14 protein-coding genes are annotated in these 14,253 nt (G+C 72.5%); 6 read left to right on the forward strand and 8 right to left on the reverse strand.

Annotated elements, in window-relative coordinates; genetic code table 11:
• Positions 1-50: 50 nt before the first annotated feature.
• The 3 genes from ACIRB1_RS04715 to ACIRB1_RS04725 form a co-directional block, all read right to left on the reverse strand.
• Positions 51-632, reverse strand: coding sequence for a sugar kinase (locus tag ACIRB1_RS04715; protein ID WP_403464556.1), 582 nt, complete (start codon positions 630-632; stop codon positions 51-53).
• A complete protein-coding gene (locus tag ACIRB1_RS04720; RefSeq protein WP_266774003.1) occupies positions 629-1,777 on the reverse strand; it encodes an ROK family glucokinase in 1,149 nt (382 codons plus the stop codon). The genes ACIRB1_RS04715 and ACIRB1_RS04720 overlap by 4 nt, the downstream gene beginning before the upstream one ends.
• Before the next feature lie 164 nt (positions 1,778-1,941).
• Positions 1,942-2,679 carry a GntR family transcriptional regulator gene (locus tag ACIRB1_RS04725; protein WP_352178259.1) on the reverse strand — a complete coding sequence of 246 codons (738 nt, stop codon included), beginning with the start codon at positions 2,677-2,679 and terminating at the stop codon, positions 1,942-1,944.
• A gap of 130 nt (positions 2,680-2,809) precedes the next feature.
• On the opposite strand from ACIRB1_RS04725, the gene ACIRB1_RS04730 reads away from it, so the two are divergent.
• The gene (locus ACIRB1_RS04730; RefSeq protein ID WP_403464557.1) at positions 2,810-3,826 is read left to right on the forward strand and encodes a Gfo/Idh/MocA family oxidoreductase; all 1,017 of its coding nucleotides are present in this window, start codon (positions 2,810-2,812) and stop codon (positions 3,824-3,826) included.
• Between the two features lie 307 nt (positions 3,827-4,133).
• On the opposite strand, the gene ACIRB1_RS04735 is transcribed toward ACIRB1_RS04730, so the two are convergent.
• The 3 genes from ACIRB1_RS04735 to ACIRB1_RS04745 form a co-directional block, all read right to left on the reverse strand.
• Complete coding sequence (locus ACIRB1_RS04735; protein ID WP_403464558.1) at positions 4,134-5,318, reverse strand: cytochrome P450; 1,185 nt, start codon at positions 5,316-5,318, stop codon at positions 4,134-4,136.
• 65 nt (positions 5,319-5,383) lie between these two features.
• The gene (locus tag ACIRB1_RS04740) at positions 5,384-6,064 is read right to left on the reverse strand and encodes a response regulator (protein ID WP_403464559.1); all 681 of its coding nucleotides are present in this window, start codon (positions 6,062-6,064) and stop codon (positions 5,384-5,386) included.
• A 158-nt stretch (positions 6,065-6,222) separates the two neighbouring features.
• Positions 6,223-7,470 (reverse strand): histidine kinase, encoded by a 1,248-nt coding sequence (locus ACIRB1_RS04745; protein ID WP_352177626.1) that lies wholly within the window; start codon positions 7,468-7,470, stop codon positions 6,223-6,225.
• A 236-nt stretch (positions 7,471-7,706) separates the two neighbouring features.
• Here ACIRB1_RS04745 and ACIRB1_RS04750 point away from each other — a divergent pair, with 236 nt between their 5' ends.
• Positions 7,707-8,096 (forward strand): ribonuclease, encoded by a 390-nt coding sequence (locus tag ACIRB1_RS04750; RefSeq protein ID WP_352177627.1) that lies wholly within the window; start codon positions 7,707-7,709, stop codon positions 8,094-8,096.
• 151 nt (positions 8,097-8,247) lie between these two features.
• On the opposite strand, the gene ACIRB1_RS04755 is transcribed toward ACIRB1_RS04750, so the two are convergent.
• Together ACIRB1_RS04755 and ACIRB1_RS04760 are read right to left on the reverse strand one after the other, a co-directional pair.
• Positions 8,248-9,402, reverse strand: coding sequence for a DUF6745 domain-containing protein (locus tag ACIRB1_RS04755; RefSeq protein WP_403464560.1), 1,155 nt, complete (start codon positions 9,400-9,402; stop codon positions 8,248-8,250).
• A 56-nt stretch (positions 9,403-9,458) separates the two neighbouring features.
• Positions 9,459-9,785, reverse strand: a complete 327-nt coding sequence (locus ACIRB1_RS04760) for a hypothetical protein (RefSeq protein ID WP_328931989.1) — start codon at positions 9,783-9,785, stop codon at positions 9,459-9,461.
• Between the two features lie 167 nt (positions 9,786-9,952).
• Between ACIRB1_RS04760 and ACIRB1_RS04765 the strand changes: the two genes are divergently transcribed.
• From ACIRB1_RS04765 to ACIRB1_RS04780, 4 genes are read left to right on the forward strand one after another with little or no spacing between them, the layout of a single operon-like run.
• A complete protein-coding gene (locus tag ACIRB1_RS04765; protein WP_403464561.1) occupies positions 9,953-10,912 on the forward strand; it encodes an STM4015 family protein in 960 nt (319 codons plus the stop codon).
• The gene (locus ACIRB1_RS04770; protein ID WP_403464562.1) at positions 10,909-12,090 is read left to right on the forward strand and encodes an STM4014 family protein; all 1,182 of its coding nucleotides are present in this window, start codon (positions 10,909-10,911) and stop codon (positions 12,088-12,090) included. Before ACIRB1_RS04765 ends, ACIRB1_RS04770 begins: the two co-directional genes overlap by 4 nt.
• A gap of 7 nt (positions 12,091-12,097) precedes the next feature.
• Positions 12,098-12,913 (forward strand): STM4013/SEN3800 family hydrolase, encoded by an 816-nt coding sequence (locus ACIRB1_RS04775; protein ID WP_403464903.1) that lies wholly within the window; start codon positions 12,098-12,100, stop codon positions 12,911-12,913.
• A complete protein-coding gene (locus ACIRB1_RS04780) occupies positions 12,910-14,247 on the forward strand; it encodes an STM4012 family radical SAM protein (protein ID WP_403464563.1) in 1,338 nt (445 codons plus the stop codon). Before ACIRB1_RS04775 ends, ACIRB1_RS04780 begins: the two co-directional genes overlap by 4 nt.
• The last annotated feature ends 6 nt before the right edge of the window (positions 14,248-14,253 follow it).

Here is a 14,253-nt window from a genome sequence, read left to right on the forward strand (position 1 = left end):
CTACGGGCGGGGTCTGACAATCGGTCCCGGCGACCGGCCGGGGCCACCTGCTAGGGAACCGTGCGGGCGACGACGTAGACCATGGGGAGCTTGGGGTCGGACAGGTTCACCACGATGTCCTGGGTGGGGGCGGGGTCCTTCTGCTTGTTGACGACGCCCCACCAGGGGCCGGGGCCGGTGAACTTCCAGCCGGTGACCTTCTGGTCGCGGTCGCTGATGGTGATGTCGTTCTTCTTCAGCGTGTCCCGGGGGACGTCTACGCCGGCGAGGAAGGTGTCCAGGCCCGCGTCCGTGGTCTCGAACTGGACGTAGAGGCGGCTGGTCTTCCAGTTGTTGGTCTCGTAGAAGGCGACCTTCTCCGCGGGGTGCGGGACCGGTACCTGGTAGAGGCGGCGCTGGACCTTCGAGGGCCATCCCACGGTGAGCCCGGTCGCCGAGTACTTGTTCTCCTTGTCCTTGCCGCTGTTGCGGCTCTGGTTGGCGGAGATCGCCAGATAGACGGCCGGTACGCCGATGAGCAGCACGATGATGAGCAGGGTGATCGCGCGGCGGCGGGCCTTGTGGCGGGGGTTCTCGGGTGGCCGGGGCGGCTCGTCCCGGGGCATGGCCTGACGGGGCAGTGATGCGGTCATGCCGTGTCCTGGCTGCCGCGCCGGAACTCCGCGAACCGCTCGTAGCGCTCGTACCGCTCGACCCTGCGGCGCTTGGCGCGGCGGAAGCGGCGGGCGACCAGGCGGGCGAGGTCGGCGGCGCCGACCATGCCGGCCTCGGGGCCGAGCTGGGCGCGCACTATGCGGGCCTCGGGGCGGTAGCCGCGGCCGGTGAGCTGGCGCTTGAACGCGTCCCGCGCCGGGCCGATCAGGAGGTCGTCGGCGGCCGAGACACCGCCGCCGATGACGAAGCAGGAGGGGTCGAGGGCGGCGGCGAGGTTGGCGATGCCGACGCCGAGCCACTGGCCGATGTCCTGGAGCAGCTCGATGCACATGGCGTCGCCCTCGCGAGCCAGCTCGGTGATCATCGGGCCGGTGATGTCGCCGATGTTGCCCTTGACGTGCTCGATGATCCCGTACGCCACCGGGGAGTCGGCGGCGGCCAGCTCGCGCGCCTCTCTGACCAGGGCGTTGCCGGAACTGTACTGCTCCCAGCAGCCGCGGTTGCCGCACGCGCAGCGGTGGCCCCCGGGGACGACCTGCATGTGGCCGAACTCACCGGCGACGCCGTACTTGCCGCGCTTGACCTGGCCGTCCTCCAGGATCGCGCCGCCGATGCCGGTGCCGAGCGTGATCATGACCAAATGGTCCTCGCCGCGGCCCGCGCCGAAGCGCCACTCGGCCCAGGCGGCGGTGTTGGCGTCGTTGTCCACCAGGACCGGTACGGAGAGCCTGCTCGTGATGCGGTCCCTGAGGGGCTCGTTCCGCCACGACAGGTGGGGCGCGAACAGGACGCGGTTGCGCTCGGCGTCGACCCAGCCGGCCGCGCCGATGCCGACGGCGTGCACGTCGTGCCGGTCGGAGAGGTCCAGGACCAGTTCGACGATGGTGTCCTCGACGACCTTGGGGCTCTTCGACTTGTCCGGGGTCTCCGTGCGGAGCTTCTCCAGGATATTGCCGTCGGCGTCCACGACGCCCGCCATGACCTTGGTGCCGCCGATGTCGATGCCGACCGTGGGAACGCGGGGGGCCGTCAGGTGCGACCTTCGCTCACGGGTGCCGACAGTCCTGAGTGCGGGGGCACGCCGGGAGCCTATGGGGGCGCTGAAATTGCCGTAGGTGCTCATCGGGCCCGATTCTGCCTCACCGTGACGGTGGGTGCTCTGCGGGGGCGTGAAGGCGGTGCGGATCGTTGTGCGGTGCGGGTGCGTTGTGGCCGCACACCCTGGTTCAATTGTTCGGACATTATGACAAACATCGCAAAGGGAGACCGTGAAGAGAGCCGGTGCGCTCAGGGACGCACCAGGAGCTGGAACTCGAACGAGTACCGCGTCGGCCGATACGTGTGGCTGCCGAACTCCACCGCGCGGCCCGTGTCGTCGAACGTCGTGCGCTGCATGGTGAGCAGCGGGGCGCCCTCGGACTCGGCCAGGCGTTCGGCCTCCTCGGCCGTGGCACCGCGCGCGCCGATGGACTGGCGGGCGCTGTGGAGGGTGATGCCGGCGGTGCGCATCATCCGGTACAGACCGGTGGCCTCCAGCTGCGCGGTGTCGAGGTCGAGCAGGCCCAGCGGGATGTGGTTGGAGAGGTACGCCATCGGCTCGCCGTGCGCGAGGCGCAGCCGGTCGATGCGGTGGACGTCACTGTCCTCGGCCACGCCGAGCGCCGCCGCGACCTCGGCGGAGGCGGGGACGACGGTGTTGACGAGGACCTTCGTGGCGGGACGCTGCCCGGCCGCCTCCAGGTCGTCGAAGAGGCTGCTGAGTTCCAGCGGGCGTTTGACCTGGCTGTGCACGACCTGGGTGCCGACGCCCCGGCGGCGCACCAGGAGGCCCTTGTCGACCAGCGACTGGATGGCCTGGCGGACGGTGGGCCGGGACAGGCCGAGCCGGGCCGCCAGTTCGATCTCGTTGCCCAGCAGGCTGCCGGGCGTGAGCGAGCCGTGTTCGATCGCGGCTTCCAGCTGCTGGGACAGCTGGAAGTACAACGGCACCGGGCTGCTCCGGTCCACGCTGAGCTCGAGCGGCACTGTCGGGTCCACATCTGGTTTCGGCACGGGGCCGAGCGTAGCTGTGTGAATGGTTGACGGGAAGTGATGTAGTTCGATTGTCCGGACATACGCATTGACAGCGCGCCTGGTCGGCCCCCAGTTTGTTCCCATGCGCATCGGAGTCATCGGTACGGGCCGCATCGGGACCATCCATGCCAGGACCTTGAGCCGCCATCGTGAGGTCGGTTCGCTGATCCTCACGGACAAGGACCCGGCACGGGCCCAGGAGCTGGCCAACCGCCTGGGGGAGACGGCCGCACCGAGCACGGAGGAGATCTTCAAATGGGGCGTGGACGCCGTGGTGATCACGACGGCGACGTCGGCGCACGCGGAACTGATCGGCAGGGCCGCGCGCTCCGGGCTCCCGGTGTTCTGCGAGAAGCCCATCGCCCTTGACCTGCCCGGCTCGCTCCAGGCGATCGCCGAGGTCGAGACGGCCGGGACGATCCTTCAGATGGGGTTCCAGCGCAGGTTCGACACGGGCTACACGGGCGCCCGTGAGGCCGTGCGCTCGGGGCGGCTGGGACGGCTGCACACGGTCCGCGCGACGACCTCCGACCAGACGCCTCCCCCGGCCGCCTACCTGCCGATCTCCGGCGGGCTGTACCGCGACACCCTGATCCACGACTTCGACATGCTGCGCTGGGTGACCGGGCACGAGGTCGTCGACGTGTACGCGGCCGGCTCCGACGCCGGGCCCCCGATGTTCCGCGAGGCCAGTGACATCGACACGGCCGCGGCGGTCCTCACCCTGGACGACGGCACCCTGGCCACGGTGACGGCCGCGCGGCTGAACGGGGCGGGCTACGACGTCCGCATGGAGTTGGCCGGCGAACTCGACCAGGTCGTCGTCGGCCTGGACGACCGCACGCCGATCGCGTCCACCGAGCCGACGGGTCCCCCGGCCGCGACCAAGCCCTGGACCGGCTTCCTGGAGCGCTTCGGGCCCGCCTACGAGGCCGAGCTGATCGCCTTCGTGGAGGTCGTCGTAGGCCAGCGCACCAACCCGTGCGACGGCCGCGAGGCCCTCCAGGCACTCCGGATCGCCGAGGCCTGCGAAGTGTCCAGACGCGAACACAGACCCGTCCGCCTCGCGGAGATCGCGGGCGGCCACCCCTACAGCTGAGCGGGGCTCACGGCGGACCGGCAGCACCGTCCCCTGACCCCGTCCCCGAAGGCACTCAGCCGCGCACCGACCAGCCTGCTGAAGGACGGGCCTCCTACGGCATCTACGGCAACAACAGCAACAACAGGGCTACGGCTGGCACGGCAGCCGGGCCCGCCGGGGCCTCCGCGGCTTTCCCGGCGGCTCCAACCGCCCTGCCGGCTACGGCTTCCAGGACCCCGGCGTCGGCACGGCCACCGGCGCCACCCGATGCCAGGTGCCAGGTGCCAGGTGCCAGATGCCGGCACAGCCACCCGGCATCGCCCTTCTACCAGCGCACCGGCAGAGTCCGCATCCCGCGCATCAGCATCCCCGGGAGCCAGTCCCCGGGCGGCCCGTCCAGGGCGAGGCCCGGAGCGCGCGCCAGCAGGGCGCCTATCGCCGTGCGGGCTTCGAGGCGGGCCAGCGGGGCGCCGAGGCAGTAGTGGATGCCGTGGCCGAAGGCGAGGTGGCCTCGGGCGTCGCGGTGGATGTCGAAGCGGTCCGGGGCCGGATAGCGCTCCCCGTCGCGGTCGGCGGCGGTCAGGCCGACCATGACCGGATCGCCCCGCTCGATCGCGGTGCCGGCGATGTCCAGGGGCTCGGCGGCGAAGCGGAACGTGCCGTTCTCCACCGGGCCCTCGTAGCGCAGCATCTCCTCGATCGCGCCGTCGAGGAGGCTCATGTCGGCGCGCAGGGCGGCGAGTTGGTCCGGGTGGCTGAGCAGGGCGTGGACACCGCTGGTGAGGAGGTTGACGGTGGTCTCGTGACCGGCGATGAGCAGGACGAAGGCCATGCCCCGCAGTTCCTGCGGGGAGAGCCGGTCGCCGTCCTCGGCGGTGGTGCGGATCAGGTCGCTGAGCAGGTCGTCGCCGGGGCCCGTGCGGCGCTTGTCCTCGATCAGGTCGCCCAGGTAGTCGGCGAGCCGCACGAACGCGTCGTACTCGGTGCCCGAACTGGTGGGCGCCACCGCCTCCGTGGACAGTGTGCGGAACTCCGCGCGGTCCAGCTCGGGCACGCCCAGGAGTTCGCAGATGACGGTGATCGGCAGCGGGTAGGAGAGCGCCTCGACGAGGTCGGCGCGGCCGGAGGGCAGCATGGCGTCGAGGAGTTCGTCGGTGATCTGCTGGACGCGCGGGCGGAGTTCCTCGATCCGGCGCATCGTGAACGAGCGGGCGATCAGCCCGCGCAGACGGGTGTGGTCGGGCGGGTCGGTGGTCAGCAGGTGTCTGCCGATCAGCTCCTCATCGAGGAACGTCGTCCCGATCTTGCCGCCGTCCTTGGCCAGGCGCGGGTCGGCCAGCGCGGCACGCGCCTCTTCGTACCCCACGACCAGCCAGGTCATGTGGTGCGCGTCCGGCACCGGAAGCCGAACGCGGTGCACCGGGCCCGACTTCCGCAGCGTCGCGTACACCCGATGCGGGTCCCGCCGGAACTCCTCGCCGAACTCCCCCAGATCGATCGCTTCCGTCACGCCTGTCCCCTCCCGGACGACTCCCCGAGGTCTTCCAGTGCAGTGGGAACGGACGGCCGCGGCGACTAGTGCCCGCTCTCCCCGTCCTCTTCGAGCAGGCCCGCGTCGTACACCAACAGGGCGATCTGCACCCGGTTGTTGAGGTCGAGCTTGGCCAGGACGCGGGAGACGTGGGTCTTGACGGTGGCGACGCTCATGAAGAGGCCGGCGGCGATCTCGGCGTTGGCGAGACCCTGGCCGACGGCGACGGCGACCTCGCGTTCGCGCTCACCCAGGGCGGCGACGCGCTCACGCGCGCGTGCCCGGCGGGTGTCGGTGGTGGTACCGGCCGCGTGCTCCATCAGCTGGCGGGTCACCGCGGGCGACAGCACGGGATCGCCCGCCGCGACCCGGCGGACCGCGTCGAGGATCTCGGCGGGCGGGGTGTCCTTGAGGACGAAGCCGGCGGCGCCCGCGCGCAGGGCCCGCAGCACCTGTTCGTCGGCGTGGAAGGTGGTGAGGACGACGATCTGGGGCGCGTCGCCCCGGGCGCGGAGCCGTTCCGTGGCGGTCAGTCCGTCCATGGAGGGCATGCGGATGTCCATGAGGACGACGTCCGGGTGGACACGGTCGACGAGCTCCTCGACCTCGCCGCCGTCGGCGGCCTCGCCGACGATCTCGATGTCGGCGGCGCCGCCCAGCATGAAGGACAGCCCGGCCCGCACCAGCGGGTCGTCGTCGACGAGGAGCAGTCTGATCGCAGTCATGGGGCTACGTAACCACGCGCGCGTGGCGGGCGGTTACCGGGCCGGGCGGGGACACCCCGAGGGGCAGCCCAGGGGGCGGCTCGGAGCGGGGTGACCCGCCCGGGGCCTCCATCCTCCGTGCGCGGCACCGGAGTTGCCTCTGCCGGGCCGCAGCGGACTCAGCCCCAGGGCAGCCACGCCCGGACCCGGAATCCGCCGCCGGGCTGCGGGCCGTGCTCCAGTCGTCCCCCTGCCAGCGTCGCGCGTTCGGTGAGGCCGATCAGACCCTGGCCGGAGCCGGGGACGTGCGGAACCTCGCCCTCCGGGGGCGGGTTGTGCACGGTGACCGTCAGACCGTCCCCGGGGGTGCCGGTCAGGGTGACCGTGACCTCGGCGCCGGGGGCGTGTTTGCGGGCGTTGGTGAGGGCTTCCTGGGCGATGCGGTAGGCGGTGCGGCCGATCGAGGCGGGGACTGCGGCGGGGTCGGTGACCCGGTTGGCGAGGGTGACCTTCATGCCGGCCTCGCGGGACTCGGTGACCAGCGCGTCCAGGGCGCCGAGCGTGGGCTGCGGGCGGCCGGTGTCGTCGGGTTCGCCCGCGCGCAGGACGCCGATGATCTCCCGGAGGTCCTGGAGTGCCTCGTGGGCGCTCTCCCGGATGACACCGGCGGCCCGCGCGACCTCCTCGCGGGGTGCGTCCGGGCGGAACTCCAGCGCGCCCGCGTGCACGCTGAGCAGGGTCAGCCGGTGGGCGAGCACGTCGTGCATCTCGCGGGCGATGGCCTCGCGGGCGAGCCGCTGGGCCTGCTCCGCGCGGAGTTCCGCCTCCGTCTCGGCGCGCCGGGCCCGGTCGCGCAGGCTCAGCATGAGCTGCCGCTTGGAGCGGACGAACATGCCCCAGCCGATGAAGGTGAGGGTGAGCAGTTCGGTGAACGCGACGGCTCCGGCGTACGGCAGGTCGGGGTCCGGGCGCATCCAGAAGTAGAGCGGTGCCAGGGCGAGCTGGATGCCGCCGATCCAGGCGACGTAGCGGAAGGGCCGGTGCACGGCGAGGGTGAACAGGACGACCATCGCGGCGCCGCCCGCGGTGTTCGAGACCAGGCTGACCGGGATCATCGCGACCGCGAGCCCGAGCGGCCAGCGACGGCGCAGCCACACCGCGCCGCAGGCGAGGACCCCGAACAGCTGGTCCACGACGGCCAGGGAGTGCGGGGTCGAGGCGTCGTTCCTGAGGCTCTGGGCGGCGGCCAGGCCGATGAGCAGGGCCAGCAGGAAGCAGACGGTGTCGACGACCCAGTCGCGTGCGGTGCGGCGGGGCCGTCCGTGCCGTTCGACGTCGGGATCGAGTTCGTCGGCCACGGCGGACGGCAGCAGCCAGCGGCGCCCCGCGAACGCCGTCGGTACCTGTGCTGTCCTGTCTCCCGTCACGGTCGACAAATCTATGCGGGTCCCGGCCCGGTCACCCACCCCGCACGGTGGAACGGCGACCAAAGTCGCGAGACCGCAGACTTTCGGCGGACACGCCTCATCCCGCGCCCCGGGAGCGAGGGGCAAGGGGCGCACGGCGGCGCGAGGTTAACTTCCCGAAAACTCATCGGACTTGACGGGAAAATCTCTGCGGTTGTCATTGACATGCCACTATCTACGCGCGTCATCATGAAGTCATGAGATTCCCCCCACGGATCACCGGTATCGGCGCGGCAGCCGCCGTCCTGTCCACTCTCCTCATCGGCGGCACCGTCGCCACCGCGACCCCGGCGGCGGCCGCGGTCGGCAGCATCTGTTACAGCGCCCTGCCTTCCCAGGCGTACGACACGCTCGACCTGATCGCGACGAACGGGCCCTTCCCGTACTCGCAGGACGGCGTCGTCTTCCGCAACCAGGAAGGTGTCCTCCCCAGCCAGGCGTCCGGCTACTACCACGAGTACACGGTCAAGACTCCCGGCTCGTCCACGCGCGGAGCGCGTCGGATCGTCACCGGGAAGAAGACCCAGGAGGACTACTACACCTCGGACCACTACGTCACGTTCAACCTGATCAACTTCGGCTGCTGAGCCGGTCGGTCAGGTCCGTTCCGTAGTCACCCGGGTGTCCGGCTCGCACCGGCCGCACCATCGCTCACCCTTCGCCCCGCGGCTCCCCCCACGTTCACGGGCCGCGGGGCGAGGCACGTCCTGCGGTCGGCCGGGCCTCCTGCGGGAGCGCTCAGGTCTCCCGCTGCGGTGCGTACGTCTCCGCGTCCAGGCCGAAGGTCCAGGCGACCCCCGCTCTGGCCGTACGGGTCGACGGAGGGACCCGGAGCCAGTACGTGCGGTGGGTGCCGTCCGGTTCCGGTGTGGAGTTCAGGACCTCGACCATGACCACGGGCTCGTCGTCGGCCAGGTCGATCCGCCACAGCGTGCCCGTCTCGTCCCGGTGCAGGGGGCGGGCCCCCGAATCGGTGAGGTACCGGTCGTAGCCGTAGTACTCGAGCATCACGCGGCGCAGCTCGGCGTTCTCCTCGGCCCTGATGCGTTCCGGGGTCAGCGTGGACAGTTCGGCGAGGAAGGCGGCCGGGACCGGCATGCCGCGCCAGGCGTGCAGCGCGAAGCCGTCCGGGTAGGCGAGCGCCGGGCCGTCGCCGTGGTCGAGGCGTCCCGCCTCGTCGCGGTGGAGCGCCGAGGGGCGCTCCGACACCACCGCGACCCGCGCGAACGGCCACCACCAGCCGGCGCTGCGGCACACCGCGGACAGCGCGTCGAGCGGGCCGTCGTCGGCGGGGAACGCGGCGAGCCACGGCGCGTCGTGCTGCCCGAGCACGGCGTCCAGGAGGATCAGCCGGATCTGCGCGGCCTCCTTGCCGGTGTCGCTCCCGGCCAGGTCCTCGATCACGCCCGTGCGGATCCGGTCCACCAGGGCCTGCGTCGACGGCCACAGCCTCCCGCCGGTCGCCGCCCAGTGCGCCGACCAGCCCGCGGGCCCCAACTCTGCGTGCAGCAGCCGCCTCGCGGCCGCCCAGGGCGCGCTGCGCACCGCGTCCCGGACGCTCGGGCCCAGGTCCGTCAGTTCCCGGACGAGAGCGACCGCCGCGCGCGGTGACCCGGCCCAGACGACGCGCTCCGGTTCCGCGAGTCCCGCCAGCCGGTAGGCCCGCCGGACGCCCTCCTCGGCACGCGCACGGTCCGCGGCGCCGGTCGCCGAGGACCATGTCCGCCACCGCACGAGGTCGGCGGCGGGGCCGAACGGCGTTCCCCCGTCGTCGAATCGGGCCCCTTCGGTGCCCGGCTCCACGAGGGCCGTCACGCTCCCCGTTCCCCCGTCCGACGCCCCGCCCGCATTCCGGTCCATCGTCCTGTCCACTCCCACGTCCGTCCCGCCCATGTGCCCCTCCTCCACTCCTTGCCCGGCGCTCGCGTACCGCCGTGCGTCCCGGTTCCTCAGTCGGCCACGATCCGCACGGACCCGGGCACGTACTCTCGCTGTCTGACGACCCGGAACCACCCCTTGGGCAGCGCGATCGCCGCGTGCTCCTCGTGCACCACCCGCCCGCCCTGGGGCAGATGGAGCAGCAACGGACCGTAGGGGCCCGGCTCGCGCACCAACTCCCCCGGTCCGACGACCGCGTGGGCGTGGCCGGTCACCTCCCCCAGCGCCAGCACGAGCCGTCCGCGTCCGTCCCGCCGCTCCCGCGGGGCGTGTGCCGCGTGGGCGGGCACCGCGTCCTGCGCGACCGGCACGATCAGCACGTCTCCCTGTCGGTACATGGCTGTCCCCTCACTGCCGGGTGCTCCGCGCACCGGCCTCATGACCCAGACGTTAGGCGCCGCCACTGACAACGCCCCCGGGGCCGCCCCGCCCAACTGCACTGTCAGTGCCGGTTGGTAGAAAGGCGCATCACAGACCACGCACACTTCTTCTCAGGAGCGGCCGCATGACCATCGGTGAGCACCTCGACGCGCTGTACCGGCTGCCGTCGTTCACCTTTCCCGGGCCGGACGCCCCGGCCGACCGCCTGCCCGAGCCGGAGTCGGTGGCCTGGCGCATCGGCGCCAACGTGTACGACACCGACGAGGCGTGGACCGACACGTTCGCCCGCTTCCGTGCCGACGTCGACACGGCCCGGGTCCGGGCCCTGATCATCGGCGGCTGGGAGGAGGCCTACGACACCGCGCCTACGCCGATCGTCGAGGCGCTCGTGGAGGCCCGGGACGCCTTCCCCGCGCTGCGCGCGATGTTCCTGGGCGACCTGGTGATGGAGGAGTGCGAGATCTCCTGGATCCACCAGTCGGACGTCACCCCGCTGCTCGACGCCTACCCGGCGCTGGAGGATTTCGGTGTGCGCGGCGGCACCGGCCTGGAGTTCACCGCGCTGCGGCACGGCGCGCTGCGCCGGCTGGTGGTGGAGACGGGCGGGTTGCCCGTCGAGGTGGTGCGCGGCATCGGCGCCAGTGACCTGCCCGCTCTGGAGCACCTGGACCTGTGGCTGGGCACGCCGGACTACGGCGGTGACAGCGAGGCCGCCGACCTGGAGCCGATCCTGTCCGGTGCCCGGCTGCCGCGTCTGCGTCATCTGGCCCTGCGCAACAGCGAGATGCAGGACTCGGTGGCCGCCGCGGTCGCCGCCGCCCCGGTGGTGGAGCGCCTGGAGGTGCTGGACCTGTCGATGGGCGTGCTGACCGACGAGGGCGCGGTCGCGCTGCTGAGCGGGCAGCCGCTGACACATCTCAAGAAGCTGGACCTGCACCACAACTACCTGAGTGAGGCCGTCGCGGAGCGGGTGCGACAGACGCTGGTGCCGGCGGGGGTGGACGTCGACCTGGACCGTGACGACGCCGACGAGGACACGGAGGACGACGGCACGGTCTGGCGTTACGTCGCCGTCGGGGAGTGACCGCGTCCACCGCGGCCGGGCCGGCCACCGTCACGCCGCCGGCCCGCGCCGGCCTCCGGTTCGCGGTGGTCGGCAATCCCGAGAACCGCAGGGTGTCGCTCTTCGCGGACGCGGTGCGCGCGGCCGGGCTGCCCGCGCCCCGCGTCGTCGCGTGGACGGACGTCCTGCGCGCGGGGGGCGCGGACTTCGCGGCCGACGAGTTCGTCCGGGTCGACTCCCCCGGTGAGAACCCCGAGGTCGACCGGTTGCTGCGGGGTGCCGTGGAGCCGACCCGGGTGGAGGGCTCGGCCCGCTGGTACACCCGGTTCACCGCCGCGCTGCGCACGCTGCGCGGCGGTGTCCCCCTCGCCCACCCGGACGACCTGGCGGTGCTGTTCGACAAGCGGACGTGTCACGCCGTGCTGGACGCGGCCGGTGTGCCCGTCCCGGAGTCTCCGACGTCGGGTCCGCTCGGCGCGCGCGTGCGGGGCTGGGACGACGTGCGGGCGCTGATGCGCGCGCACCGGATGCCCCGGCTGTTCGTCAAGCCCGCGCACGGTTCGTCGGCGTCGGGTGTCCTCGCGGTCGAGACGGCGGGCGGCGGCCGGATCAGGGCGACCACGTCCGTCGAGACCGGTGCGGACGGCGCGCTGCACAACTCCCTCCGGGTGCGGCGGTATCACGACGAGCGGGATGTCGCCCGCATCGTGGACGCGCTGGCGCCGGACGGGCTGCACATCGAGCGCTGGGTACCGAAGGCCTCCCAGGCGGGCCGGGCCGCGGATCTCCGGGTGGTCGTCGTGGCCGGCCGGGCCACCCACGCGGTGGTGCGCACGAGTCGCGGGCCGCTGACCAATCTGCATCTGGGCGGCAGCCGCGGGGATCTCGACGGCGTCCGGCGGGCTGTGACCGCTGCGGGCGCCCGGTGGGCCGACGTCCTGGACGTGTGCGAGCGCGCCGCGTCCTGTTTCCCGCGCACGCTGTGCGTGGGGGTCGACCTGCTGCCGGCCGTGGACTGGCGGCGCGCCTTCGTCGGCGAGGTCAACGCCTTCGGCGACCTGCTGCCCCGGCTGACGGGACTGCCCGGCAGCGGCGCGGAGGGTCTGGACACCTACGGCGCGCAGGTGGCGGCCGTCCTGCGCGCTCCGGCCACGAGCGGCCCGCGTCACCCGTACAGAACAGGAACAGCCCATGCCTGAGCCCGACATGAACGCGGTCGTCGGCGACCACGACATCCTGCTGGTCACCCTCGACACGCTGCGGCACGACGTGGCCGCCGAGCTGGCGGCCGAGGGGCGCATCCCGCACCTGGCCCGCCATCTGCCCGGCGGACGCTGGGAGGAGAGGCACGCCCCGGGCAGTTTCACGTACGCCTCGCACCAGGCGATCTTCGCCGGGTTCCTGCCCACTCCGGCCGAACCAGGCCCGCATCCACGGCTGTTCGCGGCGAGCTTCGCGGGCAGCGAGACGACCGCCGAGGGCACCTTCGTCTACGACACCCCCGACCTGGTGTCCGGACTGGCGGCGGCCGGCTACCGGACGGTCTGCGTCGGGGGCGTGGGCTTCTTCAACCGGCGCGGTCCTCTGGGGTCCGTCCTGCCCGGTCTGTTCCAAGAGGCGCACTGGGAGGAGGAGTTCGGCGTCACCTCGCCGCACTCCTTCGAGAACCAGGTCGCCCGGGTGGAAGAGGTGGTGGGCCGGCTCCCCGCCGAGCAGCGCCTGTTCCTGTTCGTGAACGTGTCGGCGCTGCACCAGCCCAACTGGTTCCATCTGCCGGGCGCGACCCGTGAGGCGGGCGACACCCGGGAGACGCACGCCGCCGCGCTGGAGTACGTCGACCGGCACATCGGGCGGCTGTTCGCCGCCGCGAGCTCCCGGCGTCCGTGCTTCGTCATCGTCTGCTCCGACCACGGCACCGCCTACGGCGACGACGGCTACACCGGCCACCGCCTGGGCCACGAGTCCGTGTGGACCGTGCCGTACGCCCACTTCTTCCTCGACCCCGCCGAGGCCGTCCGATGACCACCGCGCAGCAGACCAGTCCCTACCAGCACTACGTGTACGCCTATCCGCACAAGACGGCCTACCGGCGCCTCCAAGACCGGCCCGCGCTGCGGGAGTTGTGGGCGGCGGAGGACCGCAGCGCCCTCTCGCTGTACATGCACATACCGTTCTGCGAGGTCCGGTGCGGGTTCTGCAACCTCTTCACCCGCATCGGCGCCCCGGACGGTCTGACCGGCGCCTATCTGGACGCCCTGGAGCGGCAGGCGGACGCCGTCCGGGCGGCGCTCGGTGACGCGGAGCCGGTGCGGTTCGCGACCGCGGCGTTCGGCGGCGGCACCCCGACCTTCCTCACCGCGGCCGAGCTGGAGCGCCTGTGCGACATCGCCGAGCGGCGCATGGGCGCCGACCTGCGCGCGGTTCCGCTCTCCGTGGAGGCCTCGCCGGCCACGGCCACCGCGGACCGGCTCACCGTCCTCGCGGACCGCGGCGCGACCCGCCTCAGCCTGGGCGTCCAGAGTTTCGTCGACTCCGAGGCCAGGGCCGCCGTACGCCCGCAGCGCCGTGCCGACGTGGAGGCGGCGCTCGGCCGGATCCGGGACACCGCCATCCCGGTGCTCAACATCGACCTCATCTACGGCATCGACGGCCAGACCGAGCGGACCTGGCGCGACTCGCTGGACGCGGCCCTGGCGTGGCGGCCCGAGGAGCTGTACCTGTACCCGCTCTATGTCCGCCCGCTGACCGGTCTCGGCCGGCATCAGGGGGACGGCGGGGCCGACCCGGCGTGGGACGAGCAGCGGCTGCGGCTGTACCGGGCGGGACGCGACCACCTCCTGGCGCGGGGCTATGTCCAGCAGTCGATGCGGATGTTCCGCCGGGCCGACGCCCCGCCGCAGGGCGCCGACGACTACGCGTGCCAGACCGACGGCATGATCGGGCTCGGCTGCGGGGCCCGCTCGTACACGTCGGCGCTGCACTACTCCTTCGACTACGCGGTCGGCATGCACGAGATCCGGGGCATCATCGACGACTACGTCACGACGGCCGACTTCACGCGCGCGGAGGTCGGCTACCGCGTGGACGGACCCGAGGCGCGGCGGCGTCATCTCCTCCAGTCCCTGCTCCAGGCCGAGGGGCTGTCCGTCGCCGACTACCGTGCCCGCTTCGGGAGTTCACCCGACGACGACTTCGGGGCGGAGCTGGACCGGCTGGCCGGGCGCGGCTGGCTGACCGGTACGGCGGGCGAGCGGCTGGTGCTGTCCCCGGAGGGCCTGGCGCACTCCGACGCGGTGGGTCCTGAGCTGTTCTCTCCCGAGGTGCGGTCCGCCATGGCCGCCTACGAACGGAAGTGACGGACC

The sequence above is a fragment of the Streptomyces sp. NPDC096013 genome (genome assembly GCF_044763565.1).
In the GTDB taxonomy this organism is placed as follows: domain Bacteria; phylum Actinomycetota; class Actinomycetes; order Streptomycetales; family Streptomycetaceae; genus Streptomyces.

What these genes read in the sequence shown, in the direction of transcription:
- ACIRB1_RS04765 (WP_403464561.1), top strand. Translation starts at nt 9,953, where the DNA reads ATGACCATCGGTGAGCACCTCGACGCGCTGTACCGGCTGCCGTCGTTC.
- ACIRB1_RS04730 (WP_403464557.1), top strand. Translation starts at nt 2,810, where the DNA reads ATGCGCATCGGAGTCATCGGTACGGGCCGCATCGGGACCATCCATGCC.
- ACIRB1_RS04780 (WP_403464563.1), top strand. Translation starts at nt 12,910, where the DNA reads ATGACCACCGCGCAGCAGACCAGTCCCTACCAGCACTACGTGTACGCC.
- ACIRB1_RS04775 (WP_403464903.1), top strand. Translation starts at nt 12,098, where the DNA reads ATGAACGCGGTCGTCGGCGACCACGACATCCTGCTGGTCACCCTCGAC.
- ACIRB1_RS04755 (WP_403464560.1), bottom strand. Translation starts at nt 9,402, where the DNA reads ATGGGCGGGACGGACGTGGGAGTGGACAGGACGATGGACCGGAATGCG.
- ACIRB1_RS04720 (WP_266774003.1), bottom strand. Translation starts at nt 1,777, where the DNA reads ATGAGCACCTACGGCAATTTCAGCGCCCCCATAGGCTCCCGGCGTGCC.
- ACIRB1_RS04740 (WP_403464559.1), bottom strand. Translation starts at nt 6,064, where the DNA reads ATGACTGCGATCAGACTGCTCCTCGTCGACGACGACCCGCTGGTGCGG.
- ACIRB1_RS04760 (WP_328931989.1), bottom strand. Translation starts at nt 9,785, where the DNA reads ATGTACCGACAGGGAGACGTGCTGATCGTGCCGGTCGCGCAGGACGCG.
- ACIRB1_RS04715 (WP_403464556.1), bottom strand. Translation starts at nt 632, where the DNA reads ATGACCGCATCACTGCCCCGTCAGGCCATGCCCCGGGACGAGCCGCCC.
- ACIRB1_RS04750 (WP_352177627.1), top strand. Translation starts at nt 7,707, where the DNA reads ATGAGATTCCCCCCACGGATCACCGGTATCGGCGCGGCAGCCGCCGTC.